The sequence below is a fragment of the Streptomyces sp. NPDC048623 genome, assembly GCF_040650755.1.
Taxonomy (GTDB): domain Bacteria; phylum Actinomycetota; class Actinomycetes; order Streptomycetales; family Streptomycetaceae; genus Streptomyces.
Map to the genome: position 1 here is coordinate 40,411 of NZ_JBEZHV010000013.1, position 15,982 is coordinate 56,392.

Genomic DNA, 15,982 nt, shown 5'->3' on the forward strand with positions numbered 1-15,982 from the left:
GCAGGCCCCCGCCGCGCCGCCGCCTGTCGCCGCCGCCCGGCCGCCGCAGACCCCCGCCCAGGTGCGTCGCCGAGCGGCCCTCGCGGGGGTGGCCGTCGCCGTGCTGCTGATCCTCGCTATCGTCTTCGGCAGCCGGCTGCTGAGTGACTTCGACTCGGCCCTCCTCCCGTACGCGGTGGCCACCGTCTTCCTCGCCTTCGGCGTCGCCTACCGCTACACCGTGTGGGTCTCCGCCCCCGGCGCCCGGCGCCTCTTCAGACAGGGCTGGCGCGCCTTCTTCTCCGCCGAGAACTTCCGCAGGGCGCCCACCGCCCTGCCCCGGATGATCGCGACCTATCTCGGCTTCCAGAAGTTCCTCGGCGCCCGCTCGCACGCCCGCTGGGCGGCTCACCAGCTGATCTTCTGGGGCTGTGTCCTCGCCGCCCTCATCACCTTCCCGCTGACCTGGGGCTGGTTCACCTTCACCTCCTCCACCGGCTCGGGACCCGGCTACGAGATGCGGATCTGGGGCTTCAAGATCATCGGATTCGACGCGCTGAACGCCGTCGGCTGGCTCATGTTCCACGGCCTGGACATCGCCGCCGTCCTCGTCATCCCCGGCGCCTCCTACTTCCTCTGGCGTCGCATGAAGGACCGCGGAGCCATCACCGGCCAGCGCTTCGCCTACGACCTCGTGCCGCTGATCGCCCTCATCGTCATCTCGGTCACCGGCCTGCTGCTCACCTTCTCCTCGATCTTCCTGCACGGCGGCGGCTACCAGTTCCTGGCGATCCTGCACATGGTGTCGGTGGTCTTCACCCTCATCTACATCCCGTTCGGGAAGTTCTTCCACATCGTGCAGCGGCCCGCCGCCGTCGGCATGCAGCTGTTCAAGTACACCGCCCGCCGCAAGGGCGAGCCGGCCGCCACGGCCGGGGCGGTGACCGGCGCCGCCGCCGCGGCCGGAGTCCCCGGCGAGGTGAGCACCGACGGGCTGCTCGGCTGCCGCCGCTGCGGCCGGCCCATCGACACCGCCCCCTATGTCGAGAACCTCCGGGGGACCATGCGCGATCTCCGGCTCGACTTCGACGAATGGGCCGAGTACTGCCCCCGCTGCAAGCGCGTCCTGCGGGGAACCGCCTACCTCACCCACGTCAAGAAGGGCTTCAAGTGACCTCCCCGCTGCCTCTTGACCCCTCCGTCGCCCCGCCCGGCACCCGCAACTTCCGGGACGCCGGCGGTATCCCCGCCGACCGCTGGCACGCCGACCAGAACGGTGAGACGCTCGTCCCCACCCACTGCTGCTTCTGCGGCGTGCAGTGCGGCATGTATCTGCGGGTCGACCGCGGCGGCAAGGTCTTCGGCGTCGAGCCGCGCAACCACGACATCAACCGCATGCGGCTCTGCCCCAAGGGCATCAACGCGTATCAGCAGGTCAACCACCCCGACCGGCTCACCTCCCCGCTCATGCGCCGCAACCGCGACGAGCCCTTCCGCGAGGTCGGCTGGGACGAGGCGCTCGACTTCACCGTCTCCGAGATCCGCCGCATCCAGACCGACTACGGCAACGATGCCTTCGGCCTGCTCGGCGGCGCCAGCCTGTTCTCCGAGAAGACCTATCTCGTCGGCAAGTTCGCCCGGGTCGCCCTGAAGACCCGGCACGTCGACTACAACGGGCGCCTGTGCATGGTCTCCGCCGCCGGAGCCAACAAGCTCGCCTTCGGCATCGACCGGGCCGGCAACCCGTTCTCCGACATCCTCCTCACCGACTGCCTGCTCATCGCCGGCTCCAACGTCGGCGAATGCTTCCCCGTGATGACCCAGTACCTCTGGGGAGCCCGGGACCGCGGCGCCTCCCTCATCGTGATCGACCCGCGCGAGACGGCCATCGCCCGCACCGCCGACATCCATGTCGCGCTCAGACCCGGCACCGACTCCGCCTTCTTCAACGCCGTCCTCCACGTCGTCGTCGCCGAGGGCCTCACCGACGAGGCCTACCTCGCCGCCCACACCACCGGCTGGGAGGAGGTGAAGCAGACTGTCGCCGAGTACCCGCCCGCCCGCGCCGCCGAGATCTGCGGCGTCCCCGAAGAACAGATCGTCCAGGTCGCCCGCATGTTCGCCACTGCCGACAGGGCCATGGCCTGGCACGCCCGCGGCGTCGAGCACCACTCCCAGGGCGTCGAGAACTGCCTGACGATCATCAACCTGTGCGTGGCCACCGGGAACATCGGCCGCCCCGGCGCCGGCTACGGCACCATCACCGGCCAGGGCAACGGCCAGGGCGGCCGCGAGCACGGCCAGAAGTCCGACCTCCTGCCCGGCGGACGCTCCATCTCCAACCCCGAGCACCGCCGCCAGATCTGCGAGATCTGGGGCATCGAGGAGTCCGAACTCCCGCCCGCCGGCACCTCCATGATGGAGATGGTCTGGCAGATGCAGCGCCGCGAGATCCGCGGCCTCATCGGCATCTGCAACAACCCCTTCGTCTCCCTCCCGAACTACGCCACGGTGAAGGACGGCTACGACACCGTCGAGTTCCACGCCCAATTCGACTTCTTCCTTTCAGAGACCGCCGCCAACGCGCACGTCGTCTTCCCCGTCACCGTGTGGGCCGAGGACGAAGGCGTCATGGCCAACGCCGAGGCCCGCGTCGTCAAGCACAACAAGGCCCAGGAACCCCCGGTCGGCGTCCGCACCGACACCTGGGTCATCTGCGAACTCGCCAGACGGCTCGGCGCCGGCGCCAAGTTCGCCTTCCCCGACTCCCGCGCCGTCTTCGACGAACTGCGCACCGCGTCCGCCGGCACGGTCAACGACTACTACGGCATCACCTACGAACGTCTGGAGGAGACCGGCGGCATCGCCTGGCCCTGCCCCTCCACCGACCACCCCGGCACCCCCCGCCTCTTCGAGGACGGCCGGACCTATCACCCCGACGGCAAGATCCATCTGCAGGTCGTCGAATGGCACCCGCCCATGGACCCGTACAGCGAGGAATACCCCCTCTCGCTCACCACCGGCCGCACCGTCGCCCACTTCCTCTCCGGCAACCAGACCCGCCGTCTGGGCGCCCTCGTCGAACAGACCCCGCGCCCCTGGGTCGAGGTCCACCCCTCCCACGGCTTCCGCAACGGCGACCCGGTGCGCGTCGTCACCCGCCGCGGCAGCGAGGTCTTCCCCGCCCTGGTCACCGAGGCCATCCGCCCCGACACCGTCTTCGTCCCCTACCACTGGCCCGTGCCCACCGCCGCGAACGCCCTGACCATCGACGCCCTCGACCCCCGGTCGAAGATCCCCGAGTACAAGGTCTGCGCCGCCCGCATCGAGGCCGCCGAACGGATCGACGAGGTCCCCGCACCGCCCACCGCCCCCGGCCACGTCGCCTACCCGGAGACCCAGGTCTCCCGCGACGACCCCCTGCCGCCCACGTCCCCCCAGGGCCGTGGCACCGCGGAGAGGAGCTGACGCCGCGATGATGGGCCGCACGATCTTCATCGACCCCGGCCGCTGCATCGGCTGCCAGGCCTGCGTCTCCGCCTGCCGTGAATGCGACTCCCACCGCGGCAAGTCGATGATCCACCTCGACTACCCCGACGAGGGCCACTCCGTCGCCTCCCTACCCACCGTCTGCATGCACTGCGAGGACCCCGTCGCCCCCTGTGCCGAGGTCTGCCCCGCCGACGCGATCCTGGTGACCGCCGACGGCGTGGTGCAGCAGGCCGACACCACCCGCTGCATCGGCTGCGCCAACTGCGTCAACGCCTGCCCCTTCGGTGTCCCGAAGATCGACCTCCAGGCGAAGCTCCAGATGAAGTGCAACCTCTGCTACGACCGCACCGCCTACGGCCTCGCCCCCATGTGCGCCACGGTCTGCCCCACCGGCGCCCTCTTCTACGGAACCCTCGATGAACTCCGTGCCGAACGCCCCGGCGTCGAGGTCGCCGACTCCTTCACCTTCGGGTCCACCACCATCTCCACCGGCGTGGCGATGGTCGTCCCCGCCGACCGGGTCCAGTGGCCGGTCCCCGGCGGTCTGCCCATCGTCGAAGTCAACGGAGTGGATGTCCGATGAGCCTCACCGAACCGCCCCCGGACAACGGCGCCGGCACGGCCACCGACCCGGACGACCAGAACCGGCCCGCCGACGCGGCCCACGCGGCCCTCCACGACCGGATCGCCGCCGACTCGCTCACCAGCCGCCGCGACTACCTGCGGATCGTCGCCACCGTCTCCGGCGGCCTTGCCGTCGGCGGCATCGGCGTCGCCTCCGGCATCCTGCACCGCCACGGCGACAGCGACGACGGTGCCCCTGAGCCCAGGAAGATCGCCGACCGGCTGCTCCCCGGCGACTCGATCGCCTTCCGCTACCCCGACGAGGAGGACCGTGCCGTCGCCGTCCGCCTCGCCGACGGCACCCTCGCCGGCTACTCCGCCGTCTGCACCCACCTCGCCTGCGCCGTGCTCTGGCGCAAGGACCGGGGGAGCGAGGGAGAGCTGTACTGCCCCTGCCACGAGGGCGTCTTCGACGCCCGCACCGGAGAGGTCACCGCGGGCCCGCCGCCCCGCGCCCTGCCGAAGGTCCTCCTGGTCGAGGAGGTCGACGGCAGCGTCTGGGCGGTCGGCACCACACGCTCCGGCGAGGGAGTCCGCGAGGGCCTGTGCCGCCAGCTCGGTGACGAACGCCCCGGTCTCGCCGAGCGCCTCGGCTGCCCGGGCGCCGCCGGTGCCCCGGCGGAGAGGAGCCGACGGACATGACCGACGCTCCGTTCCCCAAGGACCCGGCCGCCCCCGGCGATCCTGCCGGGACTCACGAGAACCTGCCGCCCCGCCCCGACTACACCCCCGGCAGCGCCCAGCCGCGGCTCAACCGCCCGGTGCACGAGCGCTACCCCCAGATCCGCCCCACCAGCGGCTACGGCGACCCCCGTATCCGGCACACCGGCCCCGGCCCGGGCGCCGGCACCGAGCAGGAACCCGAACGGTCCTCCAAGCTCTCCGCCCGCCTCGCCCTGGCCCTCACCGTGGTCATCGGCCAGCTGTGGGGCCTCACCGTCGTGGTCGACGAGTGGATGGCCGGCGACACCGGGACCGCCTGGTGGGGCGCGGGCTTCCTGGCCCTGTCGTTCCTCGTGGTCCTCGGCCTCTGGCTGCTCGACCCGAAGGACCGCTGAGCGGAATCGCGCTGATCAGACCCCGGATCGGAGGGGTACGGGGCGGTGCTCCGGGCGTACCCTGAAAACATGAGCACCGCCCCCGCCCACGGACCGCGAGCAGCGAAGCGGGCCGACAACGACACCGATTCCCGACCCAGGCCGGCCCTGATCTTCGACGATCCGCTGGACCAGCAGTCCGCGGACGACACGGACCGCGGGTGGGGCGAGCGGCCTCCGGCCGGCGGCAGCGCCGCCGACCTCGCGCGCTTCCTCGACGAGAAGCCGCCGCACCACCTCTGACGCCGGCCAGGACGGTCGGTCAGGAGGTGGGGTGCGCCCCGCCGCCTCCGCCGGTGCCCGAACCCGCCGTCGAGCCCGAGCTGGGGCCGCGCTGGGCGACAAGGTGGTCGCGGATCTCCTTGAGCACCTCCAGCTCGCTGACCTCCAGGGTCTCCTGCACACCCTCCTTCACCCGGTCGTGCGCGGCACGCTTGGCGAGGATCTTGGCCATCGGCAGGACCATCATGAAGTAGACGACGGCCGCCGTGATCAGGAAGCTGAGGACGGCGCTGAGGACCAGACCCCACTGGATCTGGATGCCCTGCATCTCGCCGTTCACGATCTTGCAGGGGTCCTTGAGGCAGGAGGCGTAGCCCTCCAGGTTCTTCGTGCCGAAGGCTCCGACGAGCGGGTTGATGATGCCCTTGACCACCGAGTTCACGATGTTGGTGAACGCGGCACCGATGACGACTGCCACCGCCAGGTCGATCACGTTCCCGCGCATCAGGAAGGCCTTGAAGCCTCCCAGCAAGCTTTCCTTCTTCTCGGCCACCAAGGTGCCTTTCGTCGCGTGTGCAGTGTGCGGAGCCATTACGCCGCGCCCGGCGCGAACGCGTCCAATCCGTACACACGGGACGGTGACTTGACAGTCCGTTCGTGCGAATCAGCACAGTGTCACCGCCAATTGGGACGTCATTCCCGCTCCGGCGAGTGCTGTCGCCGTCGACCGCGGAACGGACAGGACGACGAGAGCCCCGCCGTCCGGACGGGTCTTGCCCGCCCGTGGCACTTCGGCAACCCGAGCGCCCGAGGCCACCACCCGGGCCTCTCCCGCCACACCCGCCACGGAGTTGGGCGCGGCGATCACATCCACCCGGTCGCCGGGCCGCAGTAGCCGCACGGTCGCCGCGTCGGCGATCCGCACCGGAGCGGCCACGAGCGGCACGGCGGCCGGCCGGTGCGTCTCGCGCACCGGTGACGGAGGGGGCTGGGGAGCCGGGTCGTCGGCCCCGGCCACGCCGGCCGCCGCGAGCGCGGCCGCCGTCATCGCGAGTACCGCGGCGGGCGCTCGGCGCCTGCGGCGCAACGCCCGCCGCAGCCGCAGCCGCGCGCCGTGCACTCGCAGGGGATCGAAGGCGGGAACCCCGCACGGCGCGGGCACCGAGGCCGGGGTGTGGGTGAGGCAGGAGTTCGTGGTCATCGCGCAACCGCCTGTCGTGACACGTCCGTTCGCCGGACCGTCCGGCGAGCGGGGCCCGCCGTGCGGCGAACCGGGTCCACCGTCCCGCACCCGCCGCGATCCCGCTCGGGCCTGTGGACAACCAGGTGATTGTGGATAACTTCCTCACCCCGGCGAGCGATTGCCGCCGGGGCGCGAGGCGAGGACGCTGGAACGAGTCAGAGCTTCGCGGGCGGCCGGCCCTCACCCGGCCCGACCCCCGGCCCCGAGGCTCAGGGCAGTTCGATCCCCAGGTCCCACCCGTCGTGGGCCCGCTTGCACAGGCAGTCCCGGTCGAGCGTCGCGGGGAGCGCGCCGACCGCGTCGAAGAGCACGTCGCGCAGCCGGCCGACGTTCTCGCCGAACACACGCAGAACCTCGGTGTGCGAGACCCCGTCCCCGGTCTCCGCGCCGGCGTCCAGATCCGTCACCAGTGCGAAGGAGGTGTCGCAGAGTCCCAGTTCCCGGGCGAGGACGGCCTCGGGGTGGCCGGTCATGCCGACCACCGACCAACCCGCGGCCGCATGCCACCGCGACTCGGCGCGTGTGGAGAAGCGGGGCCCTCGACGACGACCAGCGTGCCGCCGTCGACCGGCTCCCAGCCCCGCCCCCGGGCGGCCTTCAGGGCACCCGCCGCCCGTCGGGGCAGTAGGGATCGGCGAAGGTCACGTGAACCACGTTCGGCACGGCCCCCGCCCCAGGCGCCGGGCAGGGGCGTCCCGTCGAAGTAGGTCTGCGCGCGGGTCTTCGTCCGGTCGACCAGTTGGTCGGGCACGACGAGGGTGCCGGGTCCGTACTCCTCGCGCAGCCCGCCGACCGCGCACGGCCCGAGGACCTGGCGCACGCCCACCGAGCGCAGGGCCCAGAGGTTGGCGCGGTAGTTGATCCGGTGCGGTGGCAGCCGATGGTCGCGGCCGTGCCGGGGGAGGAAGGCGACCCGCCGGCCGGCGACCTCACCGAGGAAGAGGGAGTCGCTATCGACGAGCCCCGGCCGCCCGACTCGCCTGAGGACGTCCGAAAAACGCCGGTGCCCCCGTCGCGCGAGGCGGCGGGGGCAGCGGGAAGAACGCGAGAGACGGAGGTCAGGCCGCCGACGTGGAGCTTGAGGACGACGCGGGCTTCGAGTCCGAGGAGGACGAGGAAGACGTCGCCGTCGAAGACGACGAGGAGGACGACGAAGCCGAGGAGGACTTCGACGAGGCCGGCGTGCTGCTGGACGACGAGCCGCGGCTGTCGTTGCGGTAGAAGCCGGAACCCTTGAACACGATGCCGACCGCGGAGAACACCTTCTTCAGGCGTCCCTTGCAGTTCGGGCACTCGGTCAGGGCGTCATCCGTGAACTTCTGCACCGCCTCGAGGCCCTCGCCGCACTCGGTGCACTGGTACTGGTAGGTCGGCACTTGTCTTCCTCCTGGCACTCACACTCATCGAGTGCTAACGACGATCCATAGTGACGTATTCCGCGGGTTCAGTCCACCGGCACGGGAACTCGGTGACCGATACCACGTGCCGCGACCCGGCTCGCGGCGTGGGGTGCGAGCCGTGCGCGGAGGGCGACCAGGGTGATCAGAGCGAGCAGAGTGCCGGCCATCGGCACCAGGAATCCGGTGCTCGCGCCGTGCGCGTCGGCCAGCCGGCCGGCGACGGTGACGGCCGCGGCCTGGCCCAGCGCCACGGCACCGGTCAGCCATGTGAAGGCCTCGGTGCGGGAGGTCGCCGGGACCAGGGTCTCGACGATCGTGTAGCCGGTGATCAGGGCCGGGGCGATGCACAGGCCCACGACCAGGCCGAGGGCGCCGAGCAGCAGGACGGAGTGGACGGACCACAGAAGGGAGGCGGCGACGGTGAGACCGGCGTAACCGAGGATCAGCCGTCGGCGCGGGCCGATGTTCCAGGCGACGGCACCCATGGCGATGCCGGCGAGCATGTTGCCGGCGGCGAAGATGCCGTACAGCAGGCCGTTGGCGCCCGGGTTGCCGATCTCCTCGGTGAAGGCGGTGAGCGAGACCTGCATGCCGCCGAAGACCGAGCCGATGCCGAGGAAGGCGACGATCAGGACCCGCACGCCGGGCACGGACAGGGCCGAGCGGCGCGGCTCGCCGTCGGCGAGGCCGGCCGCGGCAGCCGCGCCGTGGGCGGGCTGGGTGCGGCGCTGGGCGGCGAAGAACAGGCCACCGACCAGGGTGAGCGCAGCCTCGGTGATCAAACCGGCGGCCGGGTGGACGCCGGTGCACAGGGCGGTGGCGAGGACCGGGCCGACGACGAAGGTGAACTCGTCGGTGACCGATTCGAAGGCGGCGGCGGTCGGCATCAGGGGAGTGCCATCCAGCTTGGCGGCCCAGCGGGCCCGGACCATCGGGCCCACCTGGGGCACCGAGGCGCCGGAGGGGATGGCCGCGAGGAACAGGGCCCACATCGGGGCGCCGGAGAGCGCCAGTGCGACGAGGAGGGAGACGGAAGCGGTGTGGATCAGCACACCGGGGACGAGGACGGCCCGCTGGCCGAAGTGGTCGGCGAGCTTGCCGCTCTGCGGGGCGAATAGCGCCATCGAGACACCGGTGACGGCGGCGACGGCACCGGCGCTGCCGTAGGAACCGGTGGTGTGCTGGACGAGCAGAACGATGCCGATGGTGAGCATCGCGAACGGCTGGCGGGCGGCGAAGCCCGGCAGCAGGAAGGAGAGCGCACCGGGGGTACGGAGGAGCTGTCCGTAACCGGGACGCTTCTCGGTGACGACCGTGGATGCCACGGTCCATGCCTTTCTGCCACCTGGTAGCGGGCCCGGGCATGGTGGTGCGGGCGTCGCCGAGAGCTGTCCTCTTGCGCGGAACTGCGGTAGATACCGGGCTCCACTGAGAGGGGCGCCCCGGCCGCCATACGGTCGCGCCAGCTCTGCGTCAGGCAGAGTTGGTTCGATCTGGGTGCCTTCATGGTACAGGGAAGGGCATCTTCCCGCCTGTGAAAACGTTCGCCGGTCCGAAATGATGCCTGGGATTAACCGGATGTTTGCCGCGGTGGCTTTCGGAAGGGGCGGCGGAAGGCGGTCGGGGCGTGGTCTGGGGCGGCGACGACCGTACGGCCGGTGCCGAGCCAGCCGGCCAGCTTGCCGCCCTGGCCGACCGCCCGGAGCCGGCGTTCGGTGGCGTCGCGGACCGGGTCGGTAGCGACCACGAGCAGTTCGTCGCCGCGCCGCAGCACGGTGGCGGGGCCGGGGACGAAGCTCTGCCCTTCGCGGACGATCAGGGTGACGGCGGCGCCGTGGGGCAGCCGGAGCTCGGCGACCTCGACGCCGTGCATCCGGGAGCCCTTCGGGATCGCGACGGAGAGCAGATGGCCGCGCAGTCGCTCCAGGGGTGCGGACTCGACGCCCAGGTCGGCGGCCTCGCCCTGGTCGCCGAGCTTCAGGGCCCTGGCGAGCCAGGGCAGGGTCGGGCCCTGGACCAGGGTGTAGACGACGACCAGGACGAAGACGATGTTGAAGATCCGCTCGCTGCCCTCGATCTCGCCCACCATCGGGATGGTGGCCAGGATGATCGGGACGGCGCCGCGCAGGCCGGCCCAGGACATCAGGGCCTGCTCCTGCCAGGGGATACGGAAGGGAAGGAGGCTGACCAGGACCTCCATGGGGCGGGCGACCACGGTGAGGACGAGTCCGATGACGACGGCCGGCCAGAAGTCGTGGACGAGGTCATGGGGGGTGACGAGCAGACCGAGCAGGACGAACATGCCGATCTGGGCGATCCAGCCGAGGCCCTCGGCGAAGCCGCGGTTGGCCGGGGCGTGCGGCAGCTTGGCGTTGCCGAGCACCATCGAGGCCAGGTACACGGCGAGGAAGCCCGAGCCGTGGGCCAGGGCGCCGGCGGCGTAGGCGACGACGGCGATGGCCATGACGGCGATCGGGTAGAGGCCGGAGGCCGGCAGGGCGATGTGGCGCAGCCCGTAGGCGCCGATGAAGCCGACGGCGAGGCCGATGGCGGCGCCGATCGCGAGCTCCAGGGCGATCTCGCCGACCAGGATGTACCAGGCGTCGACCGGCCCGGCGGTGGAGAAGGCGACGACCAGGATGACGACGGGGGCGTCGTTGAAGCCGGACTCGGCCTCCAGGACGCCGGTGACCCGGGATGGCAGCGGCACCTTGCGCAGCACGGAGAAGACGGCGGCGGCGTCGGTGGAGGAGACGACGGCGCCGATGATCAGAGACTGCTGCCAGCCCAGGCCGACGAGGTAGTGCGCCCCCGCCGCCGTGATGCCCACGCTCACCGCGACGCCGACGGTCGACAGCATGACCGCCGCGGGCAACGCGGGTTCGATCTCCTTCCACTTGGTGCCCAGACCACCCTCGGCCAGGATCACCACCAGGGCGGCATAGCCGATCACCTGGGTGAGTTCGGCGTTGTCGAAGGCGACGTTGCCGATGCCGTCCTGCCCGATGGCGATCCCGATCCCGAGGTAGAGGAGCAGGCTGGGGAGCCCGCTGCGGGACGAGATCCGCACTGCCGCGACAGCGACGAGCAGTACGAGCGAGCAGACGAGCAGGAGTTCGTTGAGCTGGTGGACAGTCAGTGGCCGTTCCTTCCCCTCAAGGCGATCCGGGCATCCGCGCGGCGGGCGGGTCGTCGGCCGGATCGTCGTCGGCCGGATCGTTCCTCCGGCGCCGGTACTTCGTTACCTTACCTAATCTTTAACGCATTCTTGACGCCCTCTTGGTATGTGATCGCACAACAGTGCGTATAGGAACGGATCTCTTCCTGACACCGCGTCCAGGCCCTCCGGACGCTGCGCCTAAGGTTGCTCCCGTACTCCCAGGATCACCCTGCCCCTCGAAGGACAGCGATGCCCTCCAACACGACCGCGCCCCCTGCCAAGAAGAAGAAGGGACGGCGAGCCCGCCTGATCGTCCTCGTCCTGGTGCTCGCGCTGATCGCGGGCTTCGGATACGGGGCGTACTGGGGCGTCAGCACTGTCCGTGCCTCGTTCCCGCAGACCACGGGAACGATCCGGCTCGACGCACTCTCCGGCCCCGTCGACGTCAAGCGCGATGCCAACGGCATCCCGCAGATCTATGCCGACAACGAGGCCGACCTGTTCCGGGCCCAGGGCTATGTCCAGGCGCAGGACCGCTTCTACGAGATGGACGTCCGCCGCCATACGACGGCCGGCCGCCTCTCCGAGATGTTCGGCAAGAGCCAGGTCGACACCGACGCCTTCCTGCGCACCCTGGGCTGGCGCCGGGTCGCGCAGGAGGAGTACGACAAGGTCCTCTCGGCGGAGACCAAGAAGAACCTCCAGGCCTACTCCGAGGGCGTCAACGCCTACCTGAAGGACCGGGACCCGTCCGACGTCTCCGTCGAGTACGCGGCCCTCGCCTTCACCAGCGACTACACCATCGAGCCGTGGACCCCGGTCGACTCGGTGGCCTGGCTCAAGGCCATGGCCTGGGACCTGCGCGGCAACATGCAGGACGAGATCGACCGCTCCCTGATGACCAGCCGGCTGAAGCCGCAGCAGATCAAGGACCTCTACCCGGGGTACCCGTACGACCTGCACCAGCCGATCGTCGACCGCGGCGCCGTCGACAAGGTCACCGGCAAGTTCGACCCCGAGGCCGAGCCCAAGAGCGGCGGCGACACGGCCGCGGGCGGCACCGGCAGCGGGCAGAACGGCATCCAGTCCCAGCTCGCCGCCCTCTCCGACACCCTCGACGAGATCCCGGCGCTGATCGGCCCCAACGGCAACGGCATCGGCTCGAACTCCTGGGTCGTCTCCGGTGACTACACGACCTCCGGCAAGCCGCTGCTCGCCAACGACCCGCACCTCGCGCCGATGCTGCCGTCCCTCTGGTACCAGATGGGCCTGCACTGCCGCTCGGTCTCCGCGACCTGCCGCTACGACGTCGCCGGCTACACCTTCTCCGGCATGCCCGGCGTGATCATCGGCCACAACGACTCCATCGCCTGGGGCTTCACCAACCTCGGCGCCGACGTCACCGACCTCTACCTGGAGAAGATCGGCACCGACGGCTACGTCGTCGACGGCAAGACCAAGCCGTTCATCACCCGCGACGAGGTCATCAAGGTCGCCGGCGAGGACGACCGCCCCATCACCATCCGCTCCACCGAGCACGGCCCGCTGGTCTCCGACCGCTCCACCGAGCTGGAGAAGGTCGGCCAGACCGCCCCCGTCGGCAACGCGGCCCCCGACCGCGGCACCGGCTACGGCGTCTCCCTGCGCTGGACCGCCCTGCAGCCCGGCAAGTCCATGGACGCCGTCTTCGCGCTCAACCGCGCCAAGGACTTCACGAGCTTCCGGGCCGCCGCCAAGGACTTCGAGGTCCCGTCCCAGAACCTGATCTACGCCGACACCGCCGGCAACATCGGCTACCAGGCGCCCGGCAAGATCCCGGTCCGCACCAAGGGCGCCGCCTACGACGGCACCCTGCCCGCGCCCGGCTGGGACTCCTCGTACGACTGGAAGGGGTACGTCCCCTACGCCGAGCTGCCCTACGAGTACAACCCCAAGCGCGGCTACATCGTCACGGCCAACCAGTCCGTCATCGACGAGAAGAAGTACCCCTACCTCCTCACCCGGGACTGGGGCTACGGCTCGCGCAGCCAGCGGATCAACGATCTGATCGAGTCCAAGCTCAAGGACGGCGGCAAGATCTCGCCGGACGACATGCAGACCATGCAGATGGACAACCGCAGCGAGATCGCGACCCTGCTCAACCCGCTGCTGCTGAAGGTCGACATCTCCGACCCGCAGGTCCGCGAGGCACAGAAGCTGCTGGAGGGCTGGGACTACACCCAGGAGCCGGATTCGGCCGCTGCCGCGTACTTCAACGCGGTGTGGCGCAACGTCCTCAAGCTCGCCTTCGGCAACAAGCTGCCCAAGGAGCTGCGCGTCGAGGGCGAGTGCATCAACGTCCGCGTCTCCGACGCCACCGGCCCGGTCGACGAGCAGAACAAGCTGGTCGCCGAGTGCGGCGAGCGCGACCCCGACACCGCGCAGCCCGACGGCGGCGACCGCTGGTACGAGGTGGTCCGCCCGCTCCTCAAGGACGAGAAGAGCGAGTGGTGGAAGACCCCGGGCGACCGGCTGAACGCCGCCACCGAGACTCGTGACCAGCTGCTCGCGCAGGCCATGAAGGACGCCCGCTGGGAGCTGACGGCCAAGCTCGGCAAGGACGTCTCCACCTGGAGCTGGGGCCGGCTGCACCAGCTGACCCTGAAGAACCAGACCCTCGGCACCGCCGGCCCCGGCGCCGTGCAGTCGCTGCTCAACCGCGGCCCGTGGAACCTCGGCGGCGGCGAGGCGGCCGTCGACGCCACCGGCTGGAACGCGGCCGGCGGCTACGACGTGGTCTGGGTGCCGTCCATGCGGATGGTGGTCAACGTCGGCGACTGGGACAAGTCCCGGTGGATCAACCTCACCGGCGCCTCCGGTCACGCCTTCGCCGGCCACTACACCGACCAGACGGACAAGTGGGTCAAGGGCGAGCTGCTCGACTGGTCCTACGGGCAGGCGGCCGTCGAGGCCACCACCCAGGACGCCCTGAAGCTGGAGCCCTAGCCCCGGCCCTCAGGCCCTGAGGGCCTCAAGGCCTGAAACGCCGGACCCCCTCCGGGGTCACCACCGCGTGCACGGGGTGGTCGTGCGGTTCCTCCGGGACCCGCGCGGCCACCTCGTTCGCGTACAGGAGCACGACGAGGGCCGGGTCCGCACCGGCCCGGACGAGCCGGGCGAGGACCCGGTCGTACGAACCGCCGCCGCGCCCGAGCCGCATGCCCCGCCCGTCGACCGCGAGGCCCGGCAGCAGCACCGCGTCCGCCCCGCACACCGCCTCCGGGCCGAGCCGCTCGCCGACGGGTTCGAGCAGCCCGCGGCCCGCCTTCGCCAGCCGCTCCGGACCCTCGTACGGCGCCCAGTCGAGGTCGTTGTCGGGCTGCAGGACCGGCAGCAGCACGCGTACGCCCCGCGCGCGCAGTACGTCGAGCAGCGCGCGCGTCCCCGGTTCGCGCCCCACCGAGACATACGCGGCGACCGTGCCCGCCTCCGCCAGCTCCGGGAGGTCCAGCGCCGTCCGCGCCAGGGCGGCGGCGGCGTGCTCCCGCTCCTCGGCGGTCAGGGCGGCCCGGGCGCCGAGCAGCGCCCGGCGCAGAAGCGCCTTCTCGGTGGCGTTCTCCGTCACGATCTCCGTCAGGACCTCCGTCACGTTCTCGGCCGGGTTCTCAGGCGGTTCGGTGCGCACAGTGGCTCGTATTCCTCTTGTATCGGGCGGTAGCGGTACGAGAGTTGAGAAAGCTCATGTGATCCTTACCTTCCTCCCATAACCGAACGGCTAGGGTGCAGCGCATGACTCAGACGCCGTCCCTCACCAAGGCTGTCATTCCGGCCGCCGGTCTCGGCACCCGGTTCCTGCCCGCCACCAAGGCGACGCCCAAGGAGATGCTGCCGGTCGTCGACAAACCGGCCATCCAGTACGTGGTGGAGGAGGCGGTCTCCGCCGGCCTTTCGGACGTCCTTATGATCACGGGCCGCAACAAACGCCCTCTTGAGGACCATTTCGACCGGAACTACGAGCTGGAGGAGGCGCTCGTCCGCAAGGGCGACGAGGAACGGCTCGCCAAGGTCCAGGAGTCGAACGACCTGGCCACCATGCACTATGTGCGCCAGGGCGACCCGCGCGGCCTCGGCCACGCCGTCCTCTGCGCCGCCCCGCACGTCGGCGAGCAGCCGTTCGCCGTGCTCCTCGGCGACGACCTGATCGACCCGCGCGACCCGCTGCTCGCCCGCATGGTCGAGGTCCGCGAGCGCTTCGGTGGCAGCGTGATCGCGCTGATGGAGGTCGAGCCCTCGCAGATCCACCTCTACGGCTGCGCCGCCGTCGGCCCGACCGGGGAGTCGGACGTGGTGAAGGTGACCGGCCTGGTGGAGAAGCCGGAGCCGGCCGAGGCGCCCAGCAACCTGGCGATCATCGGGCGGTACGTCCTCGACCCCGCCGTCTTCGCCATACTGCGGGAGACCGAGCCGGGCCGCGGCGGCGAGATCCAGCTGACGGACGCGCTGCAGAAGCTCGTCCAGGACGAGCAGGCGGGCGGGCCGGTGCACGGCGTCGTCTTCAAGGGGCGCCGCTACGACACCGGCGACCGCGGGGACTATCTGCGTGCCATTGTCAGACTGGCGTGCGAACGTGATGATCTGGGGCCGGACTTCCGGTCCTGGCTCCGCAGTTACGTCAGCGAGGAGATGTAGCACCTTGAGCAGCAGCGGTACGGCACCGTCGGACCACGGCCACGGTCCCGGCGGCGACCACGGCCACGGTCCCGGCGACCCCTGCGCGGGCCCGGCC

The 15,982-nt window shown here is 70.9% G+C and carries 14 protein-coding genes and 1 pseudogene; 8 read left to right on the plus strand and 7 right to left on the minus strand.

What is annotated here, in order from left to right:
- The first annotated feature begins 61 nt into the window (after window positions 1-61).
- From AB0C73_RS19955 to AB0C73_RS19980, 6 genes are all read left to right on the plus strand, one after another.
- Complete coding sequence (locus tag AB0C73_RS19955) at window positions 62-1,153, plus strand: MFS transporter (RefSeq protein ID WP_362532029.1); 1,092 nt, start codon at window positions 62-64, stop codon at window positions 1,151-1,153.
- Window positions 1,150-3,447 (plus strand): molybdopterin oxidoreductase family protein, encoded by a 2,298-nt coding sequence (locus AB0C73_RS19960; protein ID WP_362531619.1) that lies wholly within the window; start codon window positions 1,150-1,152, stop codon window positions 3,445-3,447. Before AB0C73_RS19955 ends, AB0C73_RS19960 begins: the two co-directional genes overlap by 4 nt.
- Window positions 3,448-3,454: 7 nt before the next feature.
- The gene (locus AB0C73_RS19965; RefSeq protein ID WP_362531622.1) at window positions 3,455-4,054 is read left to right on the plus strand and encodes a 4Fe-4S dicluster domain-containing protein; all 600 of its coding nucleotides are present in this window, start codon (window positions 3,455-3,457) and stop codon (window positions 4,052-4,054) included.
- Window positions 4,051-4,737 carry a Rieske (2Fe-2S) protein gene (locus AB0C73_RS19970; protein WP_362531625.1) on the plus strand — a complete coding sequence of 229 codons (687 nt, stop codon included), beginning with the start codon at window positions 4,051-4,053 and terminating at the stop codon, window positions 4,735-4,737. The genes AB0C73_RS19965 and AB0C73_RS19970 overlap by 4 nt, the downstream gene beginning before the upstream one ends.
- The gene (locus AB0C73_RS19975; RefSeq protein ID WP_362531627.1) at window positions 4,734-5,153 is read left to right on the plus strand and encodes a DUF6755 family protein; all 420 of its coding nucleotides are present in this window, start codon (window positions 4,734-4,736) and stop codon (window positions 5,151-5,153) included. The genes AB0C73_RS19970 and AB0C73_RS19975 overlap by 4 nt, the downstream gene beginning before the upstream one ends.
- Window positions 5,154-5,222: 69 nt before the next feature.
- Window positions 5,223-5,435 (plus strand): hypothetical protein, encoded by a 213-nt coding sequence (locus tag AB0C73_RS19980; RefSeq protein ID WP_362531629.1) that lies wholly within the window; start codon window positions 5,223-5,225, stop codon window positions 5,433-5,435.
- Between the two features lie 19 nt (window positions 5,436-5,454).
- Here the strand turns inward: AB0C73_RS19980 and mscL are convergent, their stop codons facing one another.
- From mscL to AB0C73_RS20010, 6 genes and pseudogenes are all read right to left on the minus strand, one after another.
- Window positions 5,455-6,006 (minus strand): large conductance mechanosensitive channel protein MscL, encoded by a 552-nt coding sequence (gene mscL / locus AB0C73_RS19985; protein ID WP_362531631.1) that lies wholly within the window; start codon window positions 6,004-6,006, stop codon window positions 5,455-5,457.
- A gap of 72 nt (window positions 6,007-6,078) precedes the next feature.
- Window positions 6,079-6,615 (minus strand): hypothetical protein, encoded by a 537-nt coding sequence (locus AB0C73_RS19990; RefSeq protein ID WP_362531634.1) that lies wholly within the window; start codon window positions 6,613-6,615, stop codon window positions 6,079-6,081.
- A gap of 251 nt (window positions 6,616-6,866) precedes the next feature.
- Window positions 6,867-7,549 (minus strand): annotated as a pseudogene (locus tag AB0C73_RS19995) (5'-methylthioadenosine phosphorylase); the annotation flags it as partial.
- Window positions 7,550-7,715: 166 nt separating this feature from the next.
- Window positions 7,716-8,033: an FmdB family zinc ribbon protein gene (locus AB0C73_RS20000; RefSeq protein WP_362531636.1), complete on the minus strand. Its 318-nt coding sequence runs from the start codon at window positions 8,031-8,033 to the stop codon at window positions 7,716-7,718.
- A 68-nt stretch (window positions 8,034-8,101) separates the two neighbouring features.
- Window positions 8,102-9,382 carry an MFS transporter gene (locus AB0C73_RS20005; RefSeq protein WP_362531639.1) on the minus strand — a complete coding sequence of 427 codons (1,281 nt, stop codon included), beginning with the start codon at window positions 9,380-9,382 and terminating at the stop codon, window positions 8,102-8,104.
- Window positions 9,383-9,627: 245 nt separating this feature from the next.
- The gene (locus AB0C73_RS20010; RefSeq protein ID WP_362532031.1) at window positions 9,628-11,196 is read right to left on the minus strand and encodes a potassium/proton antiporter; all 1,569 of its coding nucleotides are present in this window, start codon (window positions 11,194-11,196) and stop codon (window positions 9,628-9,630) included.
- A 270-nt stretch (window positions 11,197-11,466) separates the two neighbouring features.
- Here AB0C73_RS20010 and AB0C73_RS20015 point away from each other — a divergent pair, with 270 nt between their 5' ends.
- Window positions 11,467-14,202 carry a penicillin acylase family protein gene (locus AB0C73_RS20015; RefSeq protein ID WP_362531642.1) on the plus strand — a complete coding sequence of 912 codons (2,736 nt, stop codon included), beginning with the start codon at window positions 11,467-11,469 and terminating at the stop codon, window positions 14,200-14,202.
- 25 nt (window positions 14,203-14,227) lie between these two features.
- Here AB0C73_RS20015 and AB0C73_RS20020 read toward each other — a convergent pair whose 3' ends face one another.
- Entirely contained in the window at window positions 14,228-14,821 is a 594-nt protein-coding gene (locus AB0C73_RS20020; protein WP_362532034.1) for a 5-formyltetrahydrofolate cyclo-ligase, read from the minus strand.
- A gap of 164 nt (window positions 14,822-14,985) precedes the next feature.
- On the opposite strand from AB0C73_RS20020, the gene galU reads away from it, so the two are divergent.
- Window positions 14,986-15,885 carry a UTP--glucose-1-phosphate uridylyltransferase GalU gene (galU, locus tag AB0C73_RS20025; protein ID WP_362531644.1) on the plus strand — a complete coding sequence of 300 codons (900 nt, stop codon included), beginning with the start codon at window positions 14,986-14,988 and terminating at the stop codon, window positions 15,883-15,885.
- The last annotated feature ends 97 nt before the right edge of the window (window positions 15,886-15,982 follow it).